Source organism: Nocardioides sp., from assembly GCF_035576065.1.
Lineage (GTDB): Bacteria > Actinomycetota > Actinomycetes > Propionibacteriales > Nocardioidaceae > Nocardioides.
The window spans coordinates 136,694-162,617 of record NZ_DATLWX010000042.1 but is presented as its reverse complement, the minus strand read 5'-3'; the positions used below and the strand labels follow the sequence as shown (position 1 = coordinate 162,617).

The window sequence follows — 25,924 nt, the reverse complement described above, 5'->3', positions numbered from 1 at the left end:
CACTTGTAGGCTGACGGCTCGCCCTGGAGAGAGAGTGCACCGCTTGCGATCCGTCCGGCTCCTCACGGCCACCCTCGTGCTGCTGGCCATCACCATCACGGGCGGACCGGTGGCAGCCGCACCCGTCCAGTCGGTGGGCTCGTCGGCATACGGCGCGGACGAGCCATCGCAGCCTGCGCGCGACCGCACGCTGGACCTGCGCGACGCCTACCTCGAGGCCGCCTCCGACGTGTCGCAGCGTGGAGCCCGATATCGCCGAGGAGACGTCGCTCCGCGCCCCAGCGACCCGCCGGACGGGTCAGGTGAGCTCTTCTGGGACCCGGCGGCCCCGCGCGAGCGGCTGTGCGGCCAGGCAGTCTGCGTGCACTACGTCACCGCCACCTCGGATGCTCCGCCCCTGGCAACGACGGACGGCACGACCCCGGACTGGGTACGCCGCAACCTGGCCGTGGCCGAGTTCTCGCTGGCCCGCATGGTGGAGCTCGGCTATCCCGCGCCACCCACCGACGACGGGCGCGGCGGCGGTCCCCAGTTCGACCTCTACCTGGCCGACATCTCGCGGCTGGGTCTCTACGGCTACTGCGCGCCCGAGGCCGCGGTCCCCGGGGCGCCCGGACACGCGTCGTCGTACTGCGTCTTCGACAACGACTTCCGCGGCTTCCCCATGCCGGCGGACGAGAGCCTGCGCGTCACCGCGGCGCACGAGCTGTTCCACGCGGTGCAGTTCGGCATGGACGTGCGCGAGGACCGGTGGTTCCTCGAGGCGACCGCCACCTGGATCGAGGAGCAGGTCGCCGACGACGTCAACGACAACCGGCAGTTCCTGCTGGCAGGGCAGCTCGCCGAGCGGCGCACACCGCTCGACGTCGCCGGGACGGGCCTCGCGAGCTACGGCAACTGGATCTTCTTTCAGTTCCTGGCCCAGCGCCACGGTGTCGACGCCGTGCGGCAGATCTGGGCCCTGGCCAGCGCCGGGCCGGGCGCACCCGACCACTTCTCGGTGGAGGCCGTGCGTCGCTTCGTCGAGAGCCGCGGACCGGGCATGACCAGGGTCTACGCGGCGTTCACCGCCGCCAACATGGTCCCGCGCCGTTCCTACGACGAAGGTGCGAGCTACCGGGCCGCGGCGGCCGACCGGACCGTCCGCCTCGGCGCACGGCGGCCCTCCTGGCGGGCTCGACGCATCGCTGCTCCTCACCTGAGCTCGCATGCCGTCGGCGTACGAGCGCTCCCCGGCACCCGGGGCGGCTCGCGGCTGCGGATCACCGTGGACGCCACGCGACCGCGGGGAGCGATCGCCACGACCTTGGTCTTCCTGGAGTCCGGGAAGGTGGCCCGGGGGCCGATCCACCTGGACGACCGCGGCATCGGTCGGCGGTTCGTGGCCTTCGGCCCGTCCCGCGTCCGTCGAGTCGTCCTGCTTCTCGTCAACGCGTCAACTCGCTACGCCTGCGGCCGGCAGACGGAATTCGCGTGCCACGGGGTGCCCCGCGATGACCGCCAGCGCTTCGCAGTGTCCGTGAAGGTTGTTCGTTGATCAGGTCCCTGACGTAACCTCGAGGAGACGGCTGCTCGGGCCGGCGACGAAGGGACATGTTGCGTGCGTAGGTCGTCATCCATGCTTGTCGTGGTGCTTGGACTGCTCCTGGCCCCGCTGTCCGGCGGCGTGACCGTCGCGTCGGCCGATCCTCGGCCCCTGCCGCCCGAGCCCGCGTCGCGCGAGTCGGTGTCCCCGCTCGGCACGGCCGGGCGAGTCCTTGCCGGCGACGCCCTTGCCACCGACCCGTCGGCCACCATGGCGCTGCGGGACCTGTGGCTGGCCCGCCCTGACCTCACCGGCACCGACGCGCTGGAGGCGACGGCTCTGCTGGCTCGGCCCACCGACGGAGCTGCTGACCCGTTCGACAACGGCTACACCGTCGCCTCCACCAAGCAGTGCGGCACCAAGGTCTGCGTCCACTACGTGCCCACCACGACCGACGCTCCCCCCAGCACCGAGTGGGTTGCTCTCACCCTCGCCACGATGGAGGCCGTCTACGACCGCGAGGTGCGCCAGCTCGGCTACCGCGCTCCGCGCAAGGACGGGATCGACGGCGGCGACGCGCGGCTCGACGTCTATCTCAAGGACCTCGGCGTCGGTCTCTACGGCTACTGCGCCGCAGAACGCGACAAGGCCGCTCGCACGGCCAGCGGCTTCTGCGTGCTCGACAACGACTACTCCCCCACCCAGTTCCCGGCCAAGACGCCGGAGGACAACCTCAGGGTGACCGCGGCGCACGAGTTCTTCCATGCGGTCCAGTACTCCTACGACTACGCCGAGGACCCGTGGATGCTCGAGTCGACGGCCACGTGGATGGAGGAGCAGGTCTTCGACGACGTCAACGACAACCGGCAGTACCTCCGCCAGAGTCAGCTGCAGGCGCCGTACGTCCATCTCGACGCCTTCAGCACGAGCCACGGCTTCCAGTACGGCAACTGGATCTTCTGGGAATACCTCACCGAGCGCTTCGGCACGGGATTCGTCAAGAAAGCGTGGGAGTCCGCAGGCAGCCTGCGCAAGGACGGCCGCAACCACTCCATCGACGCCGTCAAGGCCGTGCTGCGCAAGAAGAGGCAGAGCTTCACAGACGTGTATGCCGACTTCGCGGCCGCCAACACGACGCCGGCGCTGACCTATCCAGAGGCCCCCGGGGTCGCGGAGTATGCGAACCCGCTCCCGCTCGCCGATGAGACGCTCACCCGCGCCGCCAAGCGGCACGTGGAGCGCAAGAAGGTCGACCACCTGGCGGCGGAGGCGATCAACCTCAGGCCGGCCGCCGAGCTGAGCGGCCGCAGGTGGAAGCTGCGCGTCAACATCAGTGGACCTCCACGCAGCTCGAGTCCCGCCGCCCGCCTGATCGTGCACAAGCTCGACGGCACCCTGACCAGTCGTCGCGTGCGGTTCAGCCGCGGCGGTCGCGCGCAGAGGCTGGCGCCGTTCAGCTCGACCAAGGTCCTCGCGGTGACCGTGTCGTTCGCCAACGTCTCGACGCGGTTCAGGTGTGGTCGGGCCACAGAATTCGTCTGCCAGGGCGAAGCCCTCGACGACAACAAGCTGTTCACCGTCGTCGCCAAGGCGGTCAAGCCGAGGAAGCGTCGCTGAGGACACTCGAGCCTGGCAGGTCTGTGCACCAGTTCACGCGGACCGCTCATGTGGTCTCGTGCGATGGGGTGCACCGGCACCCAGCGACTAGATGTGCACTGTGGGCGGCGCCCAGTCGCGCTGGTTGGCGACGACGTCGTTGGCGTATGACCTCAGCCCCTGGTGGGCGAAGGTGCCCCCGTCGGCAGGAGGCTCGGTGCGGAGGCCATCGAGTGTCTTGCTCAACTCTTCCGCGATTCGTTTCAGATCGGCCAGGAAGCCGCTGTGGATGTCGGAGGCGGTGGCAGCGCTGAGCACCTCCATCTCGATGGTCTCGGCCGGGACGATGTAGGTCGTCAACCCCGTGACCAGACTGATACCGCCGCTGACAGGCGCCGCAGGAGGGAAGAGAGCGATGAGTCCGGTGACGGTGCTGACGTGACCGAGGATGTCCTTGGCCCCGCTGTTGTCAGTCATCGCCCCCGTCGGCCACGCGCCGCTGCTGTCCTTCCAGCTCTGCCACTGCTCGAGCGCCTCCTTGACGCGGTCTCGGCACTTCTGCGTCGCCTTCAACAGGTTTGTCTGGTAGTCGGAGAGAGCCGCGGCAACCTGGGCGCTCGATGAAGCGAGGCGGGCCGCGGCGTGCAGGTAGAGGCCACACTTGTCGTTGACGTCGTTCCAGAAGTCGTAGAAAGACTCCGAGCTCTGCGACGTCGCCGGCCAGTGCTGACGCAGGTCGGCGAGCCACTTCGGCGCCCCGCCGTCCTCAGGGGAGGTCCACCCGGCGCCGGGCTCGAGCTGCTCGGCCAGCCAGCGCGTCAGATCACTCAGTGCCTGGACCGGTGCCTCCATCGCCGAGGGGTCCGGCTCCCATACGTCGCGGCTGGCGCTGCGGTAGACGATGGGCACGGCGCTGTTGACCCAGCTGTCGTGACGTTGGTTCCACACCGACGTCAACAACTCCTGGACAAGTCGCTCGCGGTCCGCGTTGGAGACCGGGTCGTCCCAGAAACCGGGGTGGGTGGGGTGCATGGCTACGTACAGCGCCTGCGTCTCCCAGGCGTGGGATCCGGGAACCTTGAAATAGCCCGGCTCATGACACCACCCGTCCTCGAGCCTGCGGTTCTGCTCGCCGTCGAACACCTCGACGCAACCCTCGTTGCCGTCGAGCTCGCCGATTCCGTCGACGATCTCGGCAAAGAGCGGGTCCAGCTGGTCCAGGAGGCTGCTCATCTCACACTCTCCGGTGGGGTCGGGTCGGGCGCGGTCTCAGGGTCGCCGAGGTACTGCTGGTGCCGGGTGAACCACGCGCCCGCCTCGGCATCGACCCTCGAGAAGTCGTCGGCGATGGCGTCCAGCGCCGTTGCGCTGTCGTTGAAGGTGCGCACCATGGAACGGAGGTGGACGAAGAGCTCGGTGGACAGGTCGGCGAGGTCCCCGGCGATCGGATGGTTGCCAGCCAGCGCGAGCTCGTTGACGATCGGGTCGATCGCCCCCGAGATGTCACCGGCGCGGGTGGAGAAGCTGGTCGCCCTAGCAGGCAGCTCGTCGTGGGCGGCGCGGTAGATCGCGCTCATCTTCATCTCAATGACGGTCATGTGTCATCCCTTCGTCCGTCCTAGTGCTACCCCGGAGGTGTGCGCCCAAACTCGCGGCAGTTCGCTTGGCGCAGCGCTACTACGCGAAGACACGCCGGGCTCGGTCGCCACCACGCCCGCCACTCACTCGATCACCGATCCATCACGTCAACCGGGCTCAGCACCCAGGGTGGCCAGAACCCGCTCGCAGTGATCCACGAGCGCGTCCAACGACTCACGGCGAGCCTGCATCGGCACCGCTGACCAGCTGAGCGCGCGGTCCTCGACGTAGGCCCACCAGGCGTGCACGACCGGCCTCGCTGCGGGCTCGAGCTCCAGCGCGTCGAGCACCCGGTCGGTGGAGACCGAACGCACCGAGTCGTAGACCTCGCTGACACGCGGATCGGCAACACCGCTTCCGTGCACGAGCGTGAGGTAGAACGAGCGACGCCGGTCGATCTGCTCGACCATCGCGGTGACCATGTCGCGGACCTGGTCGACGCCCGGGGCAGAGGTGTCCGGGGCGGTGTTGCGCAGGATGCGGCGACCCGCAGCGGAGATGCAGGCGAGGTAGAAGTCGGTCTTGGTCGGAAAGTAGTGGAACAACAAGCCGCGCGAGATCCCCGCCTCGACAGCGACCTGGTCCAGGGAGAGGTCCTGGATGGGCGTCTCGATGATCATCGACAGGCCGATCCCGACGAGCTGGCGGCGCCGGTCGTCGGCGCTCAGGCGACGACGTGCAGGATCGGACACACTATTGAGCATTGCTCAACAGTGTGGGTAGGGTCAAGCCATGGACTTCTCCCTCTCCCCCCGCGCGGCCGATCTGCAAGCGCGCGTCCGGGCCTTCATGGACGCCGAGATCGAGCCGCTCGAGGCTGACATGCACGAGCGGATCAAGCAGGCCCGCGAGAGCGGCGGTGACAGCTGGACTCCCGACCCGCGGATCAAGGAGCTCCAGGCCAAGGCCCGCCAGCAGGGCCTGTGGAACCTCTTCCTGCCCGCCGAGCATGCCGGGTCGTACGCCGCGGACTTCGGCACCGACGGCGGCGACGGGTTCAGCAACATCGATTACGCGCCGTTGGCCGAGGCGATGGGCCGCTCCTTCCTCGCCCCCCTCATCTTCAACTCCAACGCGCCGGACACCGGCAACATGGAGGTCCTGCTGCGCTACGGCACCGACGAGCAGCGGGCCCAGTGGCTCGAGCCGCTCCTGCGGTCCGAGATCCGCAGCGCCTTCTGCATGACTGAGCCCGACGTCGCCTCCTCGGACGCGACCAACATGGAGGCGACGGCGATCCGCGACGGCGACGAGGTCGTCATCAACGGACGCAAGTGGTTCTCCACCGGCGTCGGCAACCCCGAGTGCAAGCTCCTCGTCTTCATGGGGCTGACCTTCCCGGACGCCGACCGGCACTCGCGCCACACCATGGTGCTGGTGCCGCGGGACGCACCCGGCGTGAAGGTCGAGCGGATGCTCACCACCATGGGCTACTACGACGAGCCCTTGGGCCACGGCGACGTGACCTTCGACGACGTGCGGGTGCCCGCCACCAACATCCTGCTCGGCGAGGGTCGTGCGTTCGAGATTGCGCAGGGCCGCCTCGGCCCCGGTCGCGTCCACCACTGCATGCGCGCCATCGGGCTCGCCGAGCGCGCCCTCGAGCTCGCCTGCGACCGCGCGCTGAGCCGGACCGCCTTCGGCAAGCCGCTCGCCAACCTCGGCGGCAACCGCGAGCGCATCGCCGACGCCCGCATCGCGATCAACCGCTCCCGCCTGCTCGTCATGCACGCCGCGTGGCTGCTCGACCAGGGGATGTCCATCGAGGCCCTGTCGGCCGTCAGCGAGATCAAGGTAGAGGTGCCCAACATGGCCCTCGACGTGATTGACATGGCGATCCAGCTGCACGGCGGTGCCGGGATGACCGACGACTTCCCGCTGGCCGGCGCCTACGTCGGCGCTCGCTCGCTCCGGCTCGCGGACGGGCCGGACGAGGTGCATCGCAACGTGATCGCCAAGATCGAGCTCGGCAAGTCCGGCGCCCGGACCAGCGCGTGAACGCCGCGACCCCGCGCCGCGTCCTGGTCACCGGTGCCGCGTCAGGTCTGGGTGAGGCCCTGACCAGCGCGTTCCGCATCCGGGGCGACGAGGTGCTCGCGACCGATCGGGTCGCGGCGGACGGCATCGACCTCGTCCTGGACATCACCTCGGACGACGACTGGGCGGCGGCGCTGGGACTCGTCGAGGAGCGGTGGGGCGGCCTCGACATCCTCGTCAACAACGCCGGGGTCGCCGGCGGGGGCCGGATCGAGCTGTGCTCCATGGACGACTGGCGGTGGATCACCGAGATCAACCTCTTCGGAGTCGTCCGCGGTGTGCAGACGTTCACCCCGATGCTCAAGGCGCAGAAATCCGGCCACATCGTCAACGTCGCGTCCCTGGCAGGCCTGGTCCACCCGGGCGGGATGGGCTCCTACAACGCAGTCAAGGCTGCCGTCGTGGCGTTCACCGAGACCTGCGGGCACGAGCTTGCGGCGTACGGCATCCGCGCCAGCGCGGTCTGCCCCTCCTACTTCCGGACCAACCTGCTGGACTCCATGCAGGGCCAGGACGAGGCCCTCGCGACCGTGATCACCGAGCTGGTCGAGGGCTCGGCGGTCACCGCCGACGACATCGCCTCGGCGGTGCTGGCCGGTATCGAGGCCGTCGAGGACGTGATCGTGCCCGACGAGGCGGCGCGTCAGGCCTACTTCCTCAAGTGGGCCGACCGTGCGGCGTACGACAAGGTCATGCGTCACCAGGCCGCTCGGCTGGATGCCCTGTCGTGAACGCCGAGGTGCCCGGCGCCCGCGCGGTGCGGGAGGAGGACTCCTTCGATGTCGACGCCGTCGCGTCCTGGCTGCGGGCCAACGCCCCCGACGCCCCCCGCGCCGCCGGGCTCGAGGGGACGCCCGAGGTGCGGCAGTTCTCGGGCGGTGCGTCCAACCTGACCTACCTGCTGCGCTACCCCGACCGCGACCTCATCCTGCGACGCGCACCGCGGGGCACCAAGGCCAAGGGCGCCCACGACATGCGCCGCGAGTTCGCGATCCAGTCGGCGCTCGCCCCCGTGTTCCCCTACGTCGCCCCGATGGTGGGCTTCTGTGACGACGAGTCGGTCCTCGGTGGTGACTTCTACGTCATGGGGCGGATCGACGGCCTGATCCCGCGCAGCACCTGGCCAGCTGGTGTCCCCCTGACACCCGAGCAGGCGCGGCAGCTGTGCCTCAACGTCGTCGAGGTGACCGCCGAGCTGCACAGCGTGGACGCCGATGCGGCCGGCCTGACGCACCTCGGCAAGGGGACGGGCTATGTCCGCCGTCAGGTCGAAGGGTGGTCGATGCGCTACCGCAACGCGCACACCCCGGACAACCCGGAGTTCACCGAGGTCATGGCCTGGCTCGACGCCCACCAGCCCGCCGACGTGGCCACCTGCGTGATCCACAACGACTTCAAGGTGGACAACCTGGTCTTCGCAGCGGACGACCCGACGCGGGTCATCGGCGTCCTGGACTGGGAGATGGCGACCCTGGGCGACCCGTTGATGGACCTCGGTGGCGCCCTGGCTTTCTGGATCCAGGCCGACGACTCCGAGGAGCTCCGGCTGACCAAGCGGGTGCCGACCGACCTGCCCGGCATGATCACCCGCGACGAGTTCGTGCAGCGCTACTGCGAGCGGATGGGGTTCGACCTGACCCCCGATGCGTGGCGGTTCTACGAGGTCTTCGGGCTGTTCCGCAACGCGGTCATCGCCCAGCAGATCTACTACCGCTACTTCCACGGGCAGACCAGCAACGAGATGTTCGCGCTCTTCGGCCCCGGCGTGCAGATCCTCGATCGCCGCATCGCCGAGCTGCTCGCGTGAACGAGCGAAGCGAGCGAGCGATCCAACGCAGCGTCTGGGCCTCACGTGCGCACGGAGCGAAGCGAGTACGTGCGTGAGTCGCATCTTGTTGGTGCGCCACGGACAGGCCTCGTGGGGAGCCGAGGACTACGACCAGCTCTCGACCATGGGAGAGTCCCAGGCGCGTACGCTCGGCGCCGCCCTCGCCGCGCAGGACATCACCCCCGACGCGCTGTTCTCGGGGGCCATGAAGCGGCACCAGCAGACCGCCGTCGGGGCCTGCGAGGGAGCCGGCTGGGAGCTCGGTGTCGAGACGGACGAGGGCTGGAACGAGTTCGACCACCTCCAGGTCCTCTCTCGGCACCCGGCACCCGAGGGCGTCGACCTGACAACGGACCGGCGCGCCTTCCAGCGCTGGTTCTCCGACGCCACCCTGCGCTGGACCGGCGGCAAGCACGACGACTACGACGAGTCGTTCGCGGACTTCTGCGAGCGGGTCTCCGCTGCGTTCGAGCGGACCCGGGTCGCCCTGGGGTCCGGCGGCACCGCGGTCGTCTTCACCAGCGGCGGACCCGTCTCCTGGGCGGCCGCGGCCGCCCTCGGCAGCCCAGGAAATGGCGCAGCCGACCTCTGGCTGCGCCTCAACCAGGTGACCATCAACGCCGGCGTCACGAGCTTCGTCGTCGGTTCGCGGGGCGCCACCCTGCTCGCCTTCAACGAGCACACCCACCTCTCCCCCGCCCACCAGACCTACCGATAGGACCTCCTCCAGATGCCCACCATCCTGATCACCGGCGCCTCCGCCGGGCTCGGCGCCGAGATGGCGCGCCAGTTCGCGGCCCTCGGCTACGACCTGGCTCTGTGTGCGCGGCGCACCGACCGGCTCGACGAGCTCGCAGCCTCGCTGTCCTCGGTCCGGGTCAGCGTCAAGGCCCTCGACGTCAACGACCACGACGCGGTCTTCGGTGTCTTCGAGGAGTTCCGGACGGAGTTCGGCACCATCGACAAGGTCGTCGTCAACGCCGGCCTCGGCAAGGGCCAACCACTCGGCACCGGTCGCTTCGACGCCAATCTGGCCACGGCGCAGACGAACTTCATCGGCGCTCTCGCCCAGACCGAGGCAGCGGCCCGCATCTTCCGCGAGCAGAACTCTGGCCAGCTGGTGATGGTCTCGTCGGTCTCGGCGCTGCGCGGGATGCCCGGGAACATCACGACGTACGCCGCCACCAAGGCCGCCGTCGCCCACCTCGCCGAGGGCTTCCGCGCCGACGTGATGGACACCCCGATCAAGGTCACGGTGCTCTACCCGGGCTACATCGTCTCGGAGATGTCTGCCACGTCGAAGACGACGCCGCTGGTGGCCTCGACCGAGCGTGGCGTCCGTGCCATGGTGGCCGCGATCGAGAAGGAGAAGTCGTCCGCGCGGGTGCCGGCCTGGCCGTGGGTGCCCATCGGCTTCGCGCTCGAGCACCTGCCGCTGCCGCTCGCCCGCAAGCTGATGGGCTGAGCTCCGCTCCCGCAAGGGCTTTTCCGCTGGGAGGCGTGGCAGTCTGCCTTCGCATCGGACCGTGACGGCCTCGGTGTCATTCCGGATGTCAGCAGTCGGGTCCGCGTTCGCGCAGGGACTGTTCGCCACAGGTGATGGTGAGTTCGTAGTCAGGGGTCACTGTCACGTCATCACCGGGACACAGTGTGACTTCATGTCTGGCCAGCTCGACGGCCGATGGATCATCAGACTCGCTCAGGACCAGCCAGGCGGTCTTGCACGGGCTCCAACTGACGACACGTTGTTCCCCTGGAGCGATGTCGCCGCCGAATCCCGGGCCTTGGTCATGATCAGTGACGCCTGCGTACAAGCTGTCCGGTGTGTCGTTCTGGACGGAGATCACCACCTCGTGATCACCAAAAAGGTTTCCGACTCCGCAGGCACTCAACAGCAAAGCCGTCGCAGCGGCACCCGCTGTTGCTCTCCCCTGACGTGACCTCGTCATCATTTGGAGCCGGGCCCTCTCGACTGTTGCGCTCGGTCGCGGTTCACGGTCGTCGCAAGTCCGGTTTTGGCCCGGACTCGAGACGCGCGGAGCCGGCTTGCTGTGTCGACCAGACAGCCACCGAACTGAACCCGATTCCGGCAAGACATCAAGACTTCCCCCGACCGAGACCGCCCCAGATCTGAGGGACGGACCGAACGCTAGGGACCTACCGCATGCCCGGCTATGGTCCAAACGGTCTATTGACAGCTTCTTCCGTTCGGCGCTGAGCCAGAGCCGCACCCTTCGACATCCCGGAGGTGACCTCGCTCACCGCTCGCGAGTGGTGATGCCGGGGGTGTACGCCGCCTGCCTCGCGCCAAAGAGGTCGCCGGCCAGCGGTGCCACAGCCACACTTTCGGCGTACCGAAGGTGGCTCACGCACCCGCCAGGTCGGAACCTCAGCGCCCGCCGCGCGCCTCGAGCGCGTCGGTGAGCAGGCCGACGAGGGCTTCGAGCTGGACGTCGACCGAGGACGCGATCTCGTCGGCGCCGTCGAGGGCCCGGGCAGCCAACCCCGCCTTGGAGTCGATCAGCTCAGCGATCTTCGAGTCGATCGTCTGCGCGGCGATGATCCGCCAGGCGGTGACCGGCTCGGACTGACCGATGCGGTGGATCCGGTCGATCGCCTGGGTCTGCTCGGCGTCGGTCCACGACAGCTCGGCCAGCACCACGTTGGACGCGACCTGGAGGTTCAGCCCGACGCCCGCGGCGCTGAGCGAGCAGACGATGATCGAGGTCTCGGGGTCCTTGGTGAAGGACTCGATCGCCGCGGCTCGCGCCTTGGCGGTCTGGTCGCCCCGGATCGAGACGAAGTTGATGCCACGCTTGGTGAAGCTCTCCTGGGCCTCGTCCATCACGTCGATGTGCTTGGCGAAGAAGACCACCTTGCCGACGCTGCGCGCCAGCTGCGCGGTGTAGTCGGCAGCGAGCCCGGCCTTGGCCTGGCCGATGCGACGCATCATCGAGAAGACGTTCTCGCCGTCCTTGGCCGACTCCATGTCCTCGCGCTCCCACTTGGCGACGCGTCGGACGAGGTCGAGGTCGATGCCGTCCACGACGACCTTCGTGGTCCGCGCCTCGAGCGCGGCGTCGTAGCGGGAGACCAGGCGGCGCGACAGGTTGCGCTCGGCGTCGCGGATGGAGCGACCCTCGGCTCCTTCGAGCTCGACGGGGAGGTCGGCCACGCGTCGGGCAGGGATGTCGGCTGCGACGTCGATCTTGCGGCGGCGGACGATGCCCATCTCGATCACTGAGCGGCGGGCGTTGGGATAGAAGCCGGGCTCCCCGGGCATCAGCCCGGTGTCCTCGAGCTTGTTCATCAGCGCCGGCAGCGGCTTGTGGTCGTCGATCCAGCCGAGGAACTGCCAGATCGCCCGGAAGTCCTCGATGTCGTTGATCAGCGGCGTGCCGGTGAGCGCCATCAGGAGCGGCCGCGCGATCCGGGTCTGGATCCGTTGGGAGAGCTCGAGCACGTGCTGGGAGCGCTGTGAGCTCTTGTTCTTGATGAAGTGCGCCTCGTCCACGACCATCCCGCGGAAGCCGTGGTTGCCGAGCCACTGGACGTGGCGGTCGAGCACCTCGTAGTTGACGACGATGATGTCGGCGAAGCCGTCGACCTCTTCGCCGTCGCCGTGGATGACGGTGACGGAGCGGTTGGGGGTCCACAGGCTGACCTCGTGGGCCCAGTTGGCCTTGACGACGTTGGGTACGACGCAGAGCAGCGGCCAGGCGTTGGCAGCCTGCGCGGCGAGCAGCGCCTGGGCGGTCTTGCCCAGGCCGGGCTCGTCGGCGAGCAGAAACGTGCGGTGTCCGGCGGCGGCAACAGCCACGAGCTGCGCCTGGTGCGCCATCAGCGCGACTCCCGGGACGGGGACGGGGTCCGGCAGTCTCATGCACGCGGCGGCACCCCCGCCGACGTACTCGAAGGACTTGAAGAGGGGCTCGAGGAGCTCCCAGTTGGCCAGTCGGCCGGACTGGACGCGAAGGGCCTCAGCGGTTGAGAAGTCGGGTGCGAGGAAGGGGTTGGCCAGCTGGCGCGAGATCACCGACTGGGGAGTGGTGCGCCGCGAGGACGTCGTGGCCGCGGTCTCGGGCTTCGGACCCTCGACCTCCTCGGGGGCCTCGATCCCCGCCGACTTGAGCATCTGCCGCTTGAGCGCCCTGGCTCCCTCGGACACCTCGGCATCCTCGGCCAGCAGCTGGAGCAGCGAGGTGTCGCGGGCCGCGGCCTTCGCCAGGATCGTGGCGATCCCGTCGAGACGCTTGAGCTGCTCGGCCTTGCGGCCCTCCCCGAGCTCGGTGTCGGCGTTGAGGCGCTGGCGCTCGTCGCGCACCAGCAACGCGACCACCTGGAACGTCGCCCGGCCGTGCGGCGCCACCTTGCCGCGCTCGGCTGCCTGCTCCACCTCGCGCACCGACCTGGCCAGCACGGGGATGATGCCGTCGTTGTCCTTGCGGATCACCTTGGTGCCGCCGCGACGTGCGGTGGATGTGCGTCGGCTTCGCTGAGCCACTCAGTTCCTCCTCGAGTTGCCTGATCGCGCCTCGCGACAGACAGCACTACCTGCGTCGCAGCAGACTTGGCGGCTTGACGGCGACGCAGAACCCGGCGGGCGCCACGCGACAGAGGAGTCACGTGCGGCACTGGATGAGCCGGGGCTCCGACACCGAACCGGGTGGTCCAGCGACGAAGGCGAGGCCCATCCTACCTCGACGCCACCCGGATGCGTGCACCCGCGTGGCGTGCTCATGGCAGGGTGGGCGGATGACCGCGTCCGAGCTCGACCCAGCGACCGGGGGCGAGATCGGCACGGTGCGCCGCGGCAGGCCGGGCTACGACCAGGAGACCGTCCTGCGCCGAGCGATCGACCTCTTCAACCGCCAGGGCTACGACGCCACCAGCATGGGCGACCTCGCCCGGGAGCTGGGGTTGTCCAAGTCTGCGATCTACCACCACGTGCCGAGCAAGGAGCACCTCCTCGCGTCCGGTCTCGACGAGGCGCTGGGGGCACTCAGCAGCACCGTCACCACCATCGCGGCCACCAGCGACAAGCCGGCGGAGGAGCGGCTCCGTGCGGCCATCCGGTCCTCGGTCGAGATCCTCGTCGAGCACCTCCCGGCGGTCACCCTGCTCCTGCGGGCCCGGGGCAACAGCGAGGTCGAGCAGGCCGCCCTCGCGCGTCGCCGGGCCATCGACGACGCCCTGGCCGAGCTCGTGCGCGACGCCGTACGCGAAGGAAGCCTGCGCACCGACATCGAGCCCGAACTCATCAGCCGGCTGCTGTTCGGCATGGTCAACAGCTCGATCGAGTGGTTCCACACCGGCGGCTCGGTCGACGCGGGAGCCCTCGCCCACGCGATCACCGGCATCGCCTTCGACGGCCTGACCCAGCGCCCCGACCCTCAGCGCCCAGATCCCAGGTCGCCGCCCGACGCTCAGGCGTCGAAGTCGACGGCCACCTCGCCCGAGACCGGGAACGTCTGACACGTCAGCACGAAGCCGCGCTCGACCTCGTCGTCGCCCAGGGCGTAGTTGCGCCGCATGTCGACCTCGCCACTCGTCACGTGTGCCCGGCAGGTGCCGCACACGCCGCCCTTGCAGGCGAAGGGAAGGTCGTTGCGCGAGACCGCGGCGCCGTCCAGGATCGAGGTGCCCCGCGGCATCGGCGAGGTGGTCCTCCGGCCATCGAGCGAGATCGTGACCTCGCTGACGTCGCCCTCGATGAGCGGCTCGAGACGGTCCAGCTCGGGTGGCGGCTCGTCGACGTAGAAGAGCTCGAAGTGCACCCGGTCCTCGGGCACCCCCAGCTCGCCGAGGACCTGACGCGCGTCGGCGATCAGCCCGAAGGGACCGCACAGCCACACGTGGTCCACGGCCCCGACCGGCACGAGCAGCGTGATCAGCCGGCGCAGGCGCTCCGCGTCGAGACGCCCCGAGAACAGCTCGACGTCGCGTGGCTCGCGGGAGAGCACGTGCACCAGCTCGAGCCGCTCGCGATGGCGGTTCTTGAGGTCGGCCAGCTCCTCGGCGAACATCACCGACGAGGTCCGCCGGTTGCCGTACAACAGGGTCACGCTGGCTTCGGGGTTGCGAAGCACGGTGGAGGCGATCGACAGCATGGGGGTGACGCCCGAGCCGGCCGCGATGCACAGGTGGCGGCCGGGCAGCTCCTCGGTGGCCGTGAACGACCCGCTCGGCGCCTGGACCTCGATCACGTCGCCGGGCCGCACCTCCCGCGTCAGCCAGCGGGAGAACAGGCCGTCGGGGATCTCGCGTACGCCGATGCGCGGGGCGGCCCCGGCCGGCGCGCAGATCGAGTAGGACCGTCGGTGCTCGGTGCCGTCGATCACCCGACGCAACGTGAGCGACTGGCCGGCCGCGAAGGCGAAGTCGTCGCGCAGGTCGTCGGGGACGCTGAACGTGATGGCAGCGGAGTCGTCGGTCAGGACCTCCACCGAGGAGACCGTCAGCGGGTGGAAGCCGCGTGCGGGTCGGGACGCCGGTCGAGAAATGTCGAGCATCAGATCTCCTTGACGTGTTCGAAGGGCTCCAGGCAGTCGTTGCACCGGTAGAGCGCCTTGCACGCGGTCGGACCGAACTCGGACGTCAGCCGCACGTCAGCGCTCCCGCACCGGGGGCAGTCGATCGCGCGGCGGATGGGCGCGAGGTTGAGCTGCACGGGGCCGGTCGGGCTCGGGCCGGGGGCCGAGAGCCCGTGGGCGCGGAGCTTGCGCCGTCCCTCCGGAGTGATCCAGTCGCTGGACCACGCCGGACTGAGGCTGATCTTCACCTCGACCTCGGCATAGCCGGCGTCGGTCAGCGCGTGCACGAGGTCGTCGCGCATGGTCGCCATCGCCGGGCACCCGGAGTAGGTCGGCGTGATCGTGACGCTCACGCGGGCCCCGCTCTCGGTGACGTCGCGCAGCACGCCGAGGTCGACCAGCGTCAGCATCGGCATCTCGGGGTCCACGACGGTGCCGGCAATCTCCCGGGCGTGCGTGCGCCCCTCGGCGAGGGCGGTCACCACTTCCCCCGGGGGTGGGCGCGAGCGACCACCTGCATCTCCGCGAGCAGGCGACCCATCTCCTCGGTGTGCCGCCCGTTGCGCCCCATCGCGCCAGTGCCGGACGGGGGGAGGTCCGGCCGCTCGAGACCGGCGGTGGCGAGGACATGGTCGACGACCGCGTCCACCTCATCGGTGAGCACAGCGGGATCGACCCCGAAGCGCTGCTCCGCGGCGAGGGTCTCGACAGGTGTGGGCCTCGACAGCTCGGCGTACGTCGGCCACACCGTGCGCAGCCCGGCGACCAGCCGCCGTCGCGACTCCTCGGTGCCACCGGCCAGGGTCACGAACCAGCGGCCGGCGTAGTCACGGTGGTAGGTGACCTCCTTGACGCCCTTCGCCGCGATGGCCGACAGGACCGGGTCGACGCTGGCGGCGAGGCGTTGGAGGAGGGCGAGGCGGTGGGAGGAGAAGAGGAGCAGGCGGGCGATGGTGACGGCGAAGTCGCCGTTGACCGCCTCGACGTACCCCACGTTGCGGAAGGCGTGCTCGTCGCGGAAGAAGGCGAGCGCGTCCTCGGCCGGGACCGGCGAGCCCTCGGGCATCTGGGGCACCACCGAGGCGTCGGCAGCGGCAGCTCGGGCGAGCAGCAGCCGTGCTTGACCCAGGAGGTCAAGGGCGATGTTGGCCAGCGCGATGTCGTCCTCGAGGTCCGGGGCGTTGCTGGTCCACTCCGAGAGCCGGTGGGCATAGATCAGCGCGTCGTCGCCGAGCATCAGGCAGTACGCCGCCAGGGCGGCGCCGTCGACGCCTGCCGGAATCGTCGTGTCGACGCCCGCGAGCGGGTCCTCGAAGTCGGTGCCGAAGGCCCACTGGGAGGCGTCGCCGCCGAGCAGGCCGTCGTAGACGGATTCGTGGTCGTCCATCACATGTGCGGAACGTTGTCGGGGATGTCGTAGAACGTCGGGTGCCGATAGACCTTGTCGCCGGCCGGGTCGAACAACGGGTCCTTCTCGTCGGGGCTGGACGCGACGATGAGGTCGGCGCGGACCGCCCAGATGCTGACGCCCTCGTTGCGGCGGGTGTAGACGTCACGGGCGTGCCGCACGGCCATCTCGTCGTCAGCGGCGTGCAGCGAGCCGACGTGCACGTGGTTGAGGCCGCGCTTGCCGCGGACGAAGATCTCGTAGAGCGGCCACTCGGGCTGCGGCGGCTGCTGCCCCAGTCCGGTCGGCACGCCTTCGAGGGGTACGGCGCCGTGCCCGCCGCCGGCGGAGAAGTCTGAGCCTGTGGTCATGATGCGTGCTCCCTCTGCGTGCGGGCGAAGGCGGTCGCGGCCTCGCGGACCCAGGCACCGTCGTCATGGGCGCGCTTGCGGTGCGCGATCCGCTGGGCGTTGCACGGACCGGAGCCCTTGACCACGGCCATGAACTCGTCCCAGTCGGGCTGGCTGAAGTCGTAGTGGCCGCGCTCCTCGTCCCAGCACAGCTCCGCGTCCGGCAGGGTGACTCCGAGCGCCTCGGCCTGCGGCACCGACATGTCCACGAACTTCTGGCGCAGATCGTCGTTGGTGTCGCGCTTGATCCCCCACGCCATCGACTGCGCGGTGTTGGGCGACTCGGCATCGGGCGGGCCGAACATCATCAGTGCGGGCCACCAGAACCGGTCGACCGATTCCTGGACCATCGTGCGCTGCTCGTCGGTGCCGCCCATCATCGTCATGAGCAGCTCGAAGCCTTGGCGCTGGTGGAACGACTCCTCCTTGCAGATGCGGATCATCGCGCGGCCGTAGGGCCCGTAGGACGTACGGCACAGCGGGACCTGGTTGCAGATGGCCGCCCCGTCCACCAGCCAGCCGATGGTGCCGACATCGGCATACGACAACGTCGGGTAGTTGAAGATCGAGGAGTACTTCTGCTTGCCGGAGATCAGCTTCTCGGTGAGCTCGGCGCGGGTGACGCCCAAGGTCTCGCAGGCGCTGTAGAGGTAGAGGCCGTGACCCGCCTCGTCCTGCACCTTGGCCAGCAGGATCGCCTTGCGGCGCAGGCTGGGAGCGCGGGTGATCCAGTTGCCCTCGGGCTGCATGCCGATGATCTCGGAATGGGCGTGCTGGGCGACCTGGCGCACGAGGGTGGCGCGGTACTTCTCGGGCATCCAGTCGCGCGGCTCGATGCGGTCGTGCCGCGCGATCACGCGGTCGAAGTCGGCTTCCAGGCTCGCTGTCTGCAGGGTGTCGCTCACTGCTGATCTCCTCCTGGCACGGCATTTACAGACCGATCGGTCGGTAATAGTCTGACACGGTGACCAATGCTTCTGCAACGAACTCCGAGACCCAGTCCCCAGCCCCCCTGCTCGAGAGCTTCGCGTGCGGCAGCTGGTTCCGTGCGAGCGACGAGGGTGAGGCGCTCCTCGACGCCGCCACGGGCGAGGAGGTGGCGCGGATCTCCTCGACCGGGCTCGACCTCGGTGCGATGACGGCCCACGCCCGCGAGGTGGGCGGGCCGGCGCTGCGGTCGATGACCTTCCACGAGCGCGCCGCCGCGCTCAAGGCGATGGCCAAGATGCTCGGCGAGCACAAGGACGAGTTCTACGCCCTCTCCGCCCGGAGCGGGGCAACCCAGCGGGACTCCATGGTCGACATCGACGGAGGCATCGGCACCGTCTTCTCCATCGCCTCCAAGGGCACGCGCGAGCTGCCCAACGACGTGGTCGTGCTCGACGGACAGGTCGAGCGCCTCGGTCGCGAGGGCACGTTCCTGGGCCAGCACCTCTACACCTCCCGCCCCGGCGTCGCCGTCCAGATCAACGCCTTCAACTTCCCGGTGTGGGGCATGCTCGAGAAGCTCGCCCCTGCGTTCATTGCCGGCCTGCCGACGATCGTCAAGCCGGCCAGCCAGACGGCCTACGTCACCGAGGCCGTGGTCCGCCGCATCATCGACTCGGGCCTCCTGCCCGACGGCACCCTCCAGCTCCTGTGCGGGTCACCGGCCGGGCTCCTCGACGAGCTGGGACCGCAAGACTCCGTCGCGTTCACCGGGTCCGCCTCGACCGGCGCGCACCTTCGCCAGCACCCGTCGGTGCTGCACGGCGGGGTGCAGCTCGGCGTCGAGGCCGACTCCCTCAACTGCTCGATCCTCGGGACCGACGTGGCCGCCGACGACCCGGAGTTCGAGCTGTTCATCAAGAGCGTCGTCACCGAGATGACCGTCAAGGCCGGCCAGAAGTGCACCGCGATCCGGCGGGTGATCGTGCCGGAGGCCATGGCGGAGGAGGTCGTCGCCGCCATCTCCGCGCGCCTGGCGAAGATCACCGTCGGCCACCCGAGCAGCGAGGGCGTGCGGATGGGCGCCCTGGCGAGCCTCGCCCAGCGCGACGAGGTCCGCAAGGCCGTCCAGGCCCTGAGGGCCTCGGCCGAGATCGTCTTCGGCAACCCCGACGTCGTCGAGGTGATCGACGCGGACCACGAGGCCGGGGCCTTCATGTCCCCGGTCCTCCTGCGTGCCTACCCGGGTGCCAGCGAGCCGCACGACATCGAGCCCTTCGGCCCGGTCGCCACCGTGATCACCTACACCGACCTCGACGACGCAGTCCGGCTCGCGGCACGCGGACAGGGCAGCCTGGTCGGCTCGATCGTCACCCATGACGCAGACGTGGCGCGCGCCCTGACGCGCGGGCTGGCGCCGTGGCACGGGCGCCTGCTGGTGCTCGACCGGTCCTGTGCCGCCGAGTCCACCGGGCACGGCTCTCCCCTGCCGGTGCTGGTGCACGGCGGGCCGGGGCGCGCCGGCGGTGGCGAGGAGCTCGGCGGCGTCCGCGCCGTCCTCCACCACATGCAGCGCTCCGCCATCCAGGGCTCCCCCGACATGCTCACTGCGATCGGCGGGCAGTGGATCACCGGTTCCTCGCGGACCGTCACCCCCGAGCACCCCTTCCGCAAGAGCCTCGCCGAGCTGGCCGTGGGCGACACGATCAGCAGCGAGAGCCGCCTCGTCACCCTCGACGACATCGAGCACTTCGCGGACTTCACCGGCGACACGTTCTACGCCCACACCGACGAGGCTGCGGCGACCAGGAACCCGCTCTTCGGTGGCATCGTGGCGCACGGCTACCTCGTCGTCTCGCTGGCAGCAGGGCTGTTCGTCGATCCCGACCCGGGCCCGGTGCTGGCCAACTTCGGCGTCGACCGGCTGCGCTTCCTGACGCCCGTCAAGGCCGGCGACTCCATCAAGGTCGAGCTCACCGTCAAGCAGATCACGCCGCGGTCCAACGCCGACTACGGCGAGGTCCGCTGGGATGCGACGGTCACCAACAGCGCGGACGAGCCGGTTGCGACGTACGACGTGCTGACGCTGGTCGCGAAGACCCGCGCCCCGGCCTAGTCAGTCAGCGGGCATCGCTCTGCTGCTCTCGCCCTCGGGCTGGTGACGGCGCCCTTACGTACGCAGGTGGCGCCCATGTCGCCGCGGGCGCTGTTGGCCTTGGGCACGGCGCAGAACGTCGGGATCCAACTGAGGCAACATGAGCGTGTGGAGAAAAACGATGGGTTGCCGTACCGCCAAGCTCGCGACTGACATGTTCGCTCGCGACACCGGCTTCAGTGGCCCCGAGCTTCACGATCTCTTCGCTGACTGGACGGACGCGGTTGGTCCGTACCAGGGCTGGGGCGGTGGAGGACTGTCTAGATGGCAAGTCTTCCAGGAGGGCTTGAAGGCTCTGAGTCCCGATGACCAGAGGCGATTTCTATTGCAGCTGTGCACCTATGACGGGCCCAGCAAGTACCCGATGCCAAGCGATGAGCAGGTTGCCGCGCTGAGGAGCGCGCTTGTCGCAGGCGCGACTCCAGGCGCGATGGCAGTTCAGATCGACTGGACGAGCTAGGAGACTGGCACTCAGTCTCCAGATCGTGGGAGGTCCGCCCTCGCGAAGGTCGTGGTCATGCACGTAGATGTGGTTTCCGTAAAACGGTTCTGGGATCGGCACTCCGCCTCCGCACGGTTCGCCCTGCCCGCGGGGTGGGAGGACTCCGTGGACGAAGCCGACCTGCGAGTTCGCAGCGAGGAGACCACCGCGGCGTTGTCCGGGGACGGGAACAAGGCCAGGGCTGGTCAATGGGTCCGCACACCGAAGGGATGGTCAGGGGTGCTGCTGCAATGTCCCGACTTCGACGACGTCCTTGAGTGGCTCGAGCTCTTCGCCGGCACGTGGCCCCACCGCGACGAAAAGATCATCGGCGGTCCCAGGAGCCGGTCCGCATCAACCGCAATGTTGCCCAGCAGCCCGGGACTCATGACGTACCTGCTGATGTCGTTGCCTGACCTGACACAGATGTCGCGCTCGGAGCGTGAGATCGGCTGGCACGTCGATGCCGGCACCACCCGCTACCTGGCCGAACAAGGCCTGGCGTGGCAACACATAGTGCGCGGCACGAACTGGATGAACCGCTCCGACTGGGAGGTCGAGACCGTCGGGCTCGACCACACCGAAGCGATCGCCGAAGCAGCACAGGAGTACGGGCCCGTGCGCCTCTTGAGCATCCGGGACTCACTCGCACAGCGAAAATTCGAGTTACGGCCCCCTGGCAATGCGTGTGCGTACTCCGGCCCGGACGCCGACTGGCGCACAACCCTGGACCGGCACCGCGACATCCTTACCTGGACACCGCCACGCACGCAGTACGGGTGCGTCCGGCACTCGCACTTCGGTGGGGGTCCGTCGGGTCAGAGCTGGCCGCACATCTACGAGTCCGACCTGCGCTATCACCGGCCACTGATCGACACCTACGTCCCCGACGCCTCCGGGCTACAGGTGTTGACCGACGCTCACCTCGAACGCGCCAACGACCTCACCGACTGGGACATCACCCCCCTCACGGGCGGCCGCCACCTCGTCGCGACCCGAGACGTCGAAGGCTGGTTCCGCCCCCCAGCAGGACCGGACTGGGGGCCGGGATCCGCGATGCGCCCCGCGCCCGAGAATGAAGCGCTGGTGGCGAAGGCTCGCGCTGACTTCGGCGAGATGATCCTCACTCCCCAAGTGATCAAGGACCACAATCCCTGGCCCAACTGGCCGAAATGAGACCCGCTCACCGTCACCCAGCACGCTGGACACCAAGGTCGCCAAGAACCAGAGCGCTCGCCATCCTGTAGTCCGACGCCTCACGCACGGCCTCAGACGCCGCGGTGACGGTCAGACGAACGTGCGTCTATCCGCCGCATATGACTGTCAAGCGCGGCCGCCTGCGCTCGGCGTTGAGATGCATCCGTCCGCAGGCCCATCCGCACTGGCACGCTGTGAGTGTCGGGAGTGGTTGACCTGAGGTCGACGTCAGGTCGGCGCCGGGCGACGAACTGCTCAACCGGAATCTCGCCGTGCCCCACGTACCGGGCGGGCTCCCCCAGAGGTGCGTAAAGACGAAGCGAGGAGCGGGTCGCGGGAATGCCCATGGGTAGGTCTGGTCCAGGTCGCGTGGGCGGCGGCCGCGCGCAGGCGTTCGACGTACGCCGCCCGGGCCGTCTGCACCGTGTCCTCCTCGGCAAGCTGGAAGCTGTCGTCGACCTCGTCGGGCAATCCCAGCTCTGCCCCGCGGCGCCCTGGCCACGCGATGGTGGAAGCACACCCCGTCACGTCGTCAGCCGTGAAGGACCATATTTCTCTCCGAGCGTCGTCATACTGGGCTCGTGCGGTGGAAAGTTGCCCCCTGGAAAGAGTTAGGCGCGCTGGCCCTGGCGCAGGTGGGGTTCGTCGCCGTTTGCCTGGTGTCGCTGGGTCAGCTCGGCAGGGCTTGGGCCCCCTGGGCTGGAGTGCTGGTGCTGAGCCTGTTGCTGCTGAATGCCGGCCTGCTGGCAGCGCACCGTCGTTTCATGGCACTGAAAGAATCCTCCCGGCGCCTGCGGTTGCTGGCCGAGATGAATGTGCAGGTCAATCGCGAGATCCTGCTCAACGGAGATATTGAGCTCATCTACCGCCTCATACTCGATTATCTGTTCCGCGTGTTCGACCGGGCCACCACGGGCTCGGTATTGATTCTGGGAGACGATGGCTACCTCACCTTCGCGGCCTCCAGGGGTTTCACCGAAGAGTTTGTCAAGAACTTCCGTCTGAAGTTGGAAGACAGTTTTCTCTACCAGTCCACCGGTGGTGAAATCCAGGGAGCACGACTGATCGACAGCGAGGACTTCCGGCGCATCGAGACCGTGCTCGATCCCGGAGAATGGGAGTACAGATCCGTGATCTCCGCACCGCTGTTCGTCGAGGATCGACTGTTTGGCGTCTTGAACCTGGACTCCCCGGTGTCTGGCACCTACAACGCGCAAGATGTGTCCATCGTCGAGCAGTTCCGCACTCAGATAGAGATTGGCCTGCTGGCCCGCGAGCGCTACACCACGATGGCGGGGCTGCTTTCCGTGGTGCGCGCCCAGGCTGTGCAGCTGGCCGCCGCGTTCGAGGGCCAGCAACAACTCAATGTCGAACTTCAGCGCCTTGATGCCTACCGCATCCGGATGATCGCGACCATCTCCCACGAACTGAAGAACCCGCTCACCGCCGTGACCGGTCACCTTGAGCTGATGTCATCGCTCCCTGACCTGCCGCCCGCGGGTGTGCACTCCACAGCAGTGATGCAAAGAGGTGTTGAGCGCCTGACTGCGCTGGCCAACAGTTTGCTCGAGCTGACCCGACTCGAGCAGAGCGAAGGGCCGCCACGACACGAGCCCGTCGACCTTGACGCTGTGCTCGCCGGGACTGTCGAGTTGCTCAAGGTCGTGGCTGCCGGGGATTCCGTGCACATCGACCACCAAACGGCGCCGGATCCTGTCCACGTGCTCGGCGACGCAGACGAACTGCACCGCGCCTTGGCCAATCTGGTTGGCAATGCGATCAAGTACAGCAACGCGGGAGACACGGTCGTCGTAGGCGTCCAGCGCATCGACGACGAGGTCGTACTCAGCTGCGTCGACCAGGGTCTCGGCATCTCCGCGGCCGACCAGACGCGGCTGTTCACCGAGTTCTTCCGCTCGACGAACCAGCAAGCGCTCAGCCGACCCGGCACGGGTCTGGGGCTCGCCATCGTGCAGCGCATCGTCGTACGTCACCGAGGTCGGGTCGAAGTGACCTCTGAGCTCGGCGTAGGCACGACGTTCAAGATGCACTTGCCTGCTGGCGTTCTCGCCTGACGGAGCCTGGGTCGCTTCGACCCGGATTCGCCGCCGCGAACGGCTCGCCGAGGCGGGACGCGGCAAATTCAGCGGGCGTCGAGCGAGCAGGCGGGCGTCCCGCCGGGCAGTCGCGAGCGGTTGGCAGCGACCCAGTGGTAGGCGCGTCGCGCGACCGGGTCGACGGGCCGAGTCGTCATCAGCCGGCCGACCAGGCGCCACGGCTGCGGGCCGGTGCCGAGGATGGACGCGAAGGCCCGGTGGCCGTAGTCGACGCGGCCGTCGGGGTGGACGTACGGCATTTCTACCAGGGCGCGTTTCTCGTCGACGCCCAACGCCACGAGGTCGACCGACTGCACGGTCGAGCTGTCGACGTCCACACCCAGGCGGTGCACCAGCGCGGCGGTGCGCATGCAGAATCCGCAGTCCCCGTCGTTGAGCATGAGTCCCCGGTCCATACCGCCAAGGCTACTCAGGCGTCCTCAGCCGACTGCGCGATCCGCCGGCCGAAACGACAACGCTGCCCGGCGGCGTGCCTGTGCCTGATGTGCTCAGCTTGGGACCGATGGAACGTCCGCATCTGCCGCGACCGACTCCGCGGCGCTTCGAGGACGCAGGTTGGTCCAGCCCGTCCAGCCACGTCCCTCCAGGCGGCGCAGGATCCGACGCGCGCCGGGAACGGACTCGAGGAACACCTCATCGAGCAGTGCGGCAAGGTCGTCGGGCAGGAGAGCTTCCTCCCATGCGCTGACCGGTATGCGCTCGAACTCGTCCGAGAGCCGGTCGGCGACCTCGTCCAGCCGCGGGTCTTCGGCGGACCAGTAGATGATCTGCGCGAGGTCGCGGTAGAGCTCGCGCACGCCGGGATCGTCGAGCTGTTGGGTCTTCATCTGCATGTAGAACGGCATCCGCTCGGGCAGCTGGGCGGCCACGAGGATCCAGGCGTCGCGCTCCGCGTCGACCATCACCCCTGGTACGCCGAGGCTGCGAAGTCGCTCGAGGTAGGTGACGGCCTCGGGTGGGAGCGCGAGGCTGTCGCCGGCGGCGAGTCGGGCTATCTTCTCCCGGTGCGCCTGTCGTTCGCGGATCTCTGCGCGGAGGCGCTGGTCGATCTCCTCGACGGCGACGGCGAACGCGTGGGCGTCGGCAGACAGCAGTTCTTGCACTCGTGCCAGTGGCACCCCTGCCTCGGCCATCGTCCGGATGCGGATGAGGTCCACGACCGCGGGGGCGCCGTACCGCCGATAGCCAGCCCGGTCACGATCGGGCTCTGGCAGCAGGCCCTTTGCGTGGTAGTGCCGGACCGCGCGCACGGTCACTCCCGCGTACGCCGCGAGCTGGCTGATGGTCAGCATGGGCTCATTCTGCGCTTGTAGCTGCGCATCGCGAGTGCGTAGGCGAGGCCCAACAGGCCCAGGCACCAGGCGAGCGCGGTCCACGCGTCGTTGCCGAGCGGCTGCTGGGCGAAGAGGCGGCGCAGGGTGTCGACGATCGAGGTGACCGGTTGGTGCTCGGCGAACCAACGCACCGGGCCGGGCATGCTTTCCGTCGGGACGAAGGCGGAGCTGAGGAAGGGCAGGAACAGCAGCGGATACGCGAAGCCTCCGGCACCGTCGGGCGACTTCGCGGTCAGGCCGGCGATCACGGCCAGCCACGTCAGCGCGAGGGTGAACAGCACCAGGATGCCCAGCACCGCAAGCCACGCAAGCGGACCTGCCCCGGAGCGGAAGCCCATCAGGAGCGCCACCAGCACGACCAGGAGCAGCGAGACCAGATTCGCCACCAGCGAGGTCAGCACGTGCGCCCAGAGCGTCGCCGACCGGGTGATCGGCATGGAGTGAAAGCGGTCGAAGATGCCGCCCTGCAGGTCGAGGAACAGCCGGTACGACGTGTAGGCGACGCCCGAGGCGACCGTGATCAGCAGAATCCCGGGGAGCAGGTAGTTGACGTACTTCTCGTCCTGGTCCCCGCCGGTGTCGATCGCCCCGCCGAAGACGTAGACGAACAGCAGGAGCATCGCCACCGGCGTTATCGCGGTGGTGATGATCGTGTCGGGGCTGCGCACGACATGCCGCAGCGATCGTGTGGTCAGGACAGCGGTGTCGACGAGGAACGGGGCCCGCGTGGTTGAGGTGGCCGGGGTGGTCATGGCGGTG

At 68.9% G+C, this 25,924-nt stretch carries 24 protein-coding genes; 11 read left to right on the top strand and 13 right to left on the bottom strand.

What is annotated here, in order from left to right; genetic code table 11:
* The first annotated feature begins 43 nt into the window (after positions 1-43).
* Both VNJ48_RS18935 and VNJ48_RS18930 read left to right on the top strand, forming a co-directional pair.
* Complete coding sequence (locus tag VNJ48_RS18935; RefSeq protein ID WP_325604989.1) at positions 44-1,537, top strand: MXAN_6640 family putative metalloprotease; 1,494 nt, start codon at positions 44-46, stop codon at positions 1,535-1,537.
* A 93-nt stretch (positions 1,538-1,630) separates the two neighbouring features.
* A complete protein-coding gene (locus tag VNJ48_RS18930; protein WP_325604987.1) occupies positions 1,631-3,142 on the top strand; it encodes an MXAN_6640 family putative metalloprotease in 1,512 nt (503 codons plus the stop codon).
* 87 nt (positions 3,143-3,229) lie between these two features.
* On the opposite strand, the gene VNJ48_RS18925 is transcribed toward VNJ48_RS18930, so the two are convergent.
* The 3 genes from VNJ48_RS18925 to VNJ48_RS18915 form a co-directional block, all read right to left on the bottom strand.
* A complete protein-coding gene (locus VNJ48_RS18925; RefSeq protein WP_325604985.1) occupies positions 3,230-4,354 on the bottom strand; it encodes a hypothetical protein in 1,125 nt (374 codons plus the stop codon).
* On the bottom strand, positions 4,351-4,719 hold the full coding sequence (locus VNJ48_RS18920) for a hypothetical protein (RefSeq protein WP_325604983.1): 369 nt from the start codon (positions 4,717-4,719) through the stop codon (positions 4,351-4,353). The genes VNJ48_RS18925 and VNJ48_RS18920 overlap by 4 nt, the downstream gene beginning before the upstream one ends.
* A gap of 147 nt (positions 4,720-4,866) precedes the next feature.
* Positions 4,867-5,451, bottom strand: a complete 585-nt coding sequence (locus tag VNJ48_RS18915) for a TetR/AcrR family transcriptional regulator (protein WP_325604980.1) — start codon at positions 5,449-5,451, stop codon at positions 4,867-4,869.
* Between the two features lie 40 nt (positions 5,452-5,491).
* On the opposite strand from VNJ48_RS18915, the gene VNJ48_RS18910 reads away from it, so the two are divergent.
* From VNJ48_RS18910 to VNJ48_RS18890, 5 genes are all read left to right on the top strand, one after another.
* Positions 5,492-6,757 carry an acyl-CoA dehydrogenase family protein gene (locus VNJ48_RS18910; protein ID WP_325604978.1) on the top strand — a complete coding sequence of 422 codons (1,266 nt, stop codon included), beginning with the start codon at positions 5,492-5,494 and terminating at the stop codon, positions 6,755-6,757.
* Positions 6,754-7,527: an SDR family NAD(P)-dependent oxidoreductase gene (locus VNJ48_RS18905; protein ID WP_325604976.1), complete on the top strand. Its 774-nt coding sequence runs from the start codon at positions 6,754-6,756 to the stop codon at positions 7,525-7,527. The genes VNJ48_RS18910 and VNJ48_RS18905 overlap by 4 nt, the downstream gene beginning before the upstream one ends.
* Positions 7,524-8,603 carry a phosphotransferase family protein gene (locus VNJ48_RS18900; protein WP_325604974.1) on the top strand — a complete coding sequence of 360 codons (1,080 nt, stop codon included), beginning with the start codon at positions 7,524-7,526 and terminating at the stop codon, positions 8,601-8,603. The genes VNJ48_RS18905 and VNJ48_RS18900 overlap by 4 nt, the downstream gene beginning before the upstream one ends.
* A 73-nt stretch (positions 8,604-8,676) precedes the next feature.
* Positions 8,677-9,342 (top strand): histidine phosphatase family protein, encoded by a 666-nt coding sequence (locus VNJ48_RS18895; RefSeq protein ID WP_325604972.1) that lies wholly within the window; start codon positions 8,677-8,679, stop codon positions 9,340-9,342.
* Positions 9,343-9,354: 12 nt separating this feature from the next.
* A complete protein-coding gene (locus VNJ48_RS18890; protein ID WP_325604970.1) occupies positions 9,355-10,089 on the top strand; it encodes an SDR family oxidoreductase in 735 nt (244 codons plus the stop codon).
* A gap of 88 nt (positions 10,090-10,177) precedes the next feature.
* Here the strand turns inward: VNJ48_RS18890 and VNJ48_RS18885 are convergent, their stop codons facing one another.
* Together VNJ48_RS18885 and VNJ48_RS18880 are read right to left on the bottom strand one after the other, a co-directional pair.
* Positions 10,178-10,474 (bottom strand): hypothetical protein, encoded by a 297-nt coding sequence (locus tag VNJ48_RS18885; RefSeq protein WP_325604968.1) that lies wholly within the window; start codon positions 10,472-10,474, stop codon positions 10,178-10,180.
* A gap of 539 nt (positions 10,475-11,013) precedes the next feature.
* Positions 11,014-13,128: a DEAD/DEAH box helicase gene (locus tag VNJ48_RS18880; RefSeq protein ID WP_325604966.1), complete on the bottom strand. Its 2,115-nt coding sequence runs from the start codon at positions 13,126-13,128 to the stop codon at positions 11,014-11,016.
* Between the two features lie 251 nt (positions 13,129-13,379).
* Between VNJ48_RS18880 and VNJ48_RS18875 the strand changes: the two genes are divergently transcribed.
* Positions 13,380-14,099, top strand: coding sequence for a TetR/AcrR family transcriptional regulator (locus VNJ48_RS18875; RefSeq protein ID WP_325604964.1), 720 nt, complete (start codon positions 13,380-13,382; stop codon positions 14,097-14,099).
* On the opposite strand, the gene paaE is transcribed toward VNJ48_RS18875, so the two are convergent.
* The 5 genes from paaE to paaA form a co-directional block, all read right to left on the bottom strand.
* A complete protein-coding gene (gene paaE, locus VNJ48_RS18870; protein ID WP_325604962.1) occupies positions 14,051-15,136 on the bottom strand; it encodes a 1,2-phenylacetyl-CoA epoxidase subunit PaaE in 1,086 nt (361 codons plus the stop codon). The genes VNJ48_RS18875 and paaE overlap by 49 nt on opposite strands.
* Positions 15,136-15,639, bottom strand: a complete 504-nt coding sequence (gene paaD / locus VNJ48_RS18865; RefSeq protein ID WP_325604960.1) for a 1,2-phenylacetyl-CoA epoxidase subunit PaaD — start codon at positions 15,637-15,639, stop codon at positions 15,136-15,138. Before paaD ends, paaE begins: the two co-directional genes overlap by 1 nt.
* Positions 15,636-16,544, bottom strand: a complete 909-nt coding sequence (gene paaC / locus VNJ48_RS18860; protein ID WP_325604958.1) for a 1,2-phenylacetyl-CoA epoxidase subunit PaaC — start codon at positions 16,542-16,544, stop codon at positions 15,636-15,638. Before paaC ends, paaD begins: the two co-directional genes overlap by 4 nt.
* Positions 16,544-16,843, bottom strand: coding sequence for a 1,2-phenylacetyl-CoA epoxidase subunit PaaB (gene paaB / locus VNJ48_RS18855; RefSeq protein WP_325605057.1), 300 nt, complete (start codon positions 16,841-16,843; stop codon positions 16,544-16,546). Before paaB ends, paaC begins: the two co-directional genes overlap by 1 nt.
* A gap of 68 nt (positions 16,844-16,911) precedes the next feature.
* A complete protein-coding gene (gene paaA / locus VNJ48_RS18850) occupies positions 16,912-17,859 on the bottom strand; it encodes a 1,2-phenylacetyl-CoA epoxidase subunit PaaA (protein ID WP_325604956.1) in 948 nt (315 codons plus the stop codon).
* A 59-nt stretch (positions 17,860-17,918) separates the two neighbouring features.
* Here paaA and paaZ point away from each other — a divergent pair, with 59 nt between their 5' ends.
* The 3 genes from paaZ (at position 17,919) to VNJ48_RS18835 (ending at position 23,789) form a co-directional block, all read left to right on the top strand.
* Complete coding sequence (paaZ, locus tag VNJ48_RS18845; protein WP_325604954.1) at positions 17,919-19,997, top strand: phenylacetic acid degradation bifunctional protein PaaZ; 2,079 nt, start codon at positions 17,919-17,921, stop codon at positions 19,995-19,997.
* Between the two features lie 646 nt (positions 19,998-20,643).
* Complete coding sequence (locus VNJ48_RS18840; protein ID WP_325604952.1) at positions 20,644-21,693, top strand: hypothetical protein; 1,050 nt, start codon at positions 20,644-20,646, stop codon at positions 21,691-21,693.
* A 602-nt stretch (positions 21,694-22,295) separates the two neighbouring features.
* Positions 22,296-23,789: a GAF domain-containing sensor histidine kinase gene (locus VNJ48_RS18835; RefSeq protein WP_325604950.1), complete on the top strand. Its 1,494-nt coding sequence runs from the start codon at positions 22,296-22,298 to the stop codon at positions 23,787-23,789.
* 68 nt (positions 23,790-23,857) lie between these two features.
* Here the strand turns inward: VNJ48_RS18835 and VNJ48_RS18830 are convergent, their stop codons facing one another.
* From VNJ48_RS18830 to VNJ48_RS18820, 3 genes are all read right to left on the bottom strand, one after another.
* A complete protein-coding gene (locus VNJ48_RS18830) occupies positions 23,858-24,226 on the bottom strand; it encodes a thiol-disulfide oxidoreductase DCC family protein (protein WP_325604948.1) in 369 nt (122 codons plus the stop codon).
* Between the two features lie 93 nt (positions 24,227-24,319).
* Positions 24,320-25,123: a MerR family transcriptional regulator gene (locus tag VNJ48_RS18825; protein ID WP_325604946.1), complete on the bottom strand. Its 804-nt coding sequence runs from the start codon at positions 25,121-25,123 to the stop codon at positions 24,320-24,322.
* Positions 25,117-25,917: an ABC transporter permease gene (locus VNJ48_RS18820; protein WP_325604944.1), complete on the bottom strand. Its 801-nt coding sequence runs from the start codon at positions 25,915-25,917 to the stop codon at positions 25,117-25,119. The genes VNJ48_RS18825 and VNJ48_RS18820 overlap by 7 nt, the downstream gene beginning before the upstream one ends.
* Positions 25,918-25,924 lie beyond the last annotated feature (7 nt).

Excerpts from the sequence above, each read along its gene's own strand:
- VNJ48_RS18925 (WP_325604985.1), bottom strand. The coding sequence starts at position 4,354 with ATGAGCAGCCTCCTGGACCAGCTGGACCCGCTCTTTGCCGAGATCGTC.
- VNJ48_RS18910 (WP_325604978.1), top strand. The coding sequence starts at position 5,492 with ATGGACTTCTCCCTCTCCCCCCGCGCGGCCGATCTGCAAGCGCGCGTC.
- VNJ48_RS18920 (WP_325604983.1), bottom strand. The coding sequence starts at position 4,719 with ATGACCGTCATTGAGATGAAGATGAGCGCGATCTACCGCGCCGCCCAC.
- VNJ48_RS18875 (WP_325604964.1), top strand. The coding sequence starts at position 13,380 with ATGACCGCGTCCGAGCTCGACCCAGCGACCGGGGGCGAGATCGGCACG.
- VNJ48_RS18830 (WP_325604948.1), bottom strand. The coding sequence starts at position 24,226 with ATGGACCGGGGACTCATGCTCAACGACGGGGACTGCGGATTCTGCATG.
- paaC (WP_325604958.1), bottom strand. The coding sequence starts at position 16,544 with ATGGACGACCACGAATCCGTCTACGACGGCCTGCTCGGCGGCGACGCC.
- VNJ48_RS18890 (WP_325604970.1), top strand. The coding sequence starts at position 9,355 with ATGCCCACCATCCTGATCACCGGCGCCTCCGCCGGGCTCGGCGCCGAG.
- VNJ48_RS18825 (WP_325604946.1), bottom strand. The coding sequence starts at position 25,123 with ATGCTGACCATCAGCCAGCTCGCGGCGTACGCGGGAGTGACCGTGCGC.
- paaE (WP_325604962.1), bottom strand. The coding sequence starts at position 15,136 with ATGCTCGACATTTCTCGACCGGCGTCCCGACCCGCACGCGGCTTCCAC.
- VNJ48_RS18820 (WP_325604944.1), bottom strand. The coding sequence starts at position 25,917 with ATGACCACCCCGGCCACCTCAACCACGCGGGCCCCGTTCCTCGTCGAC.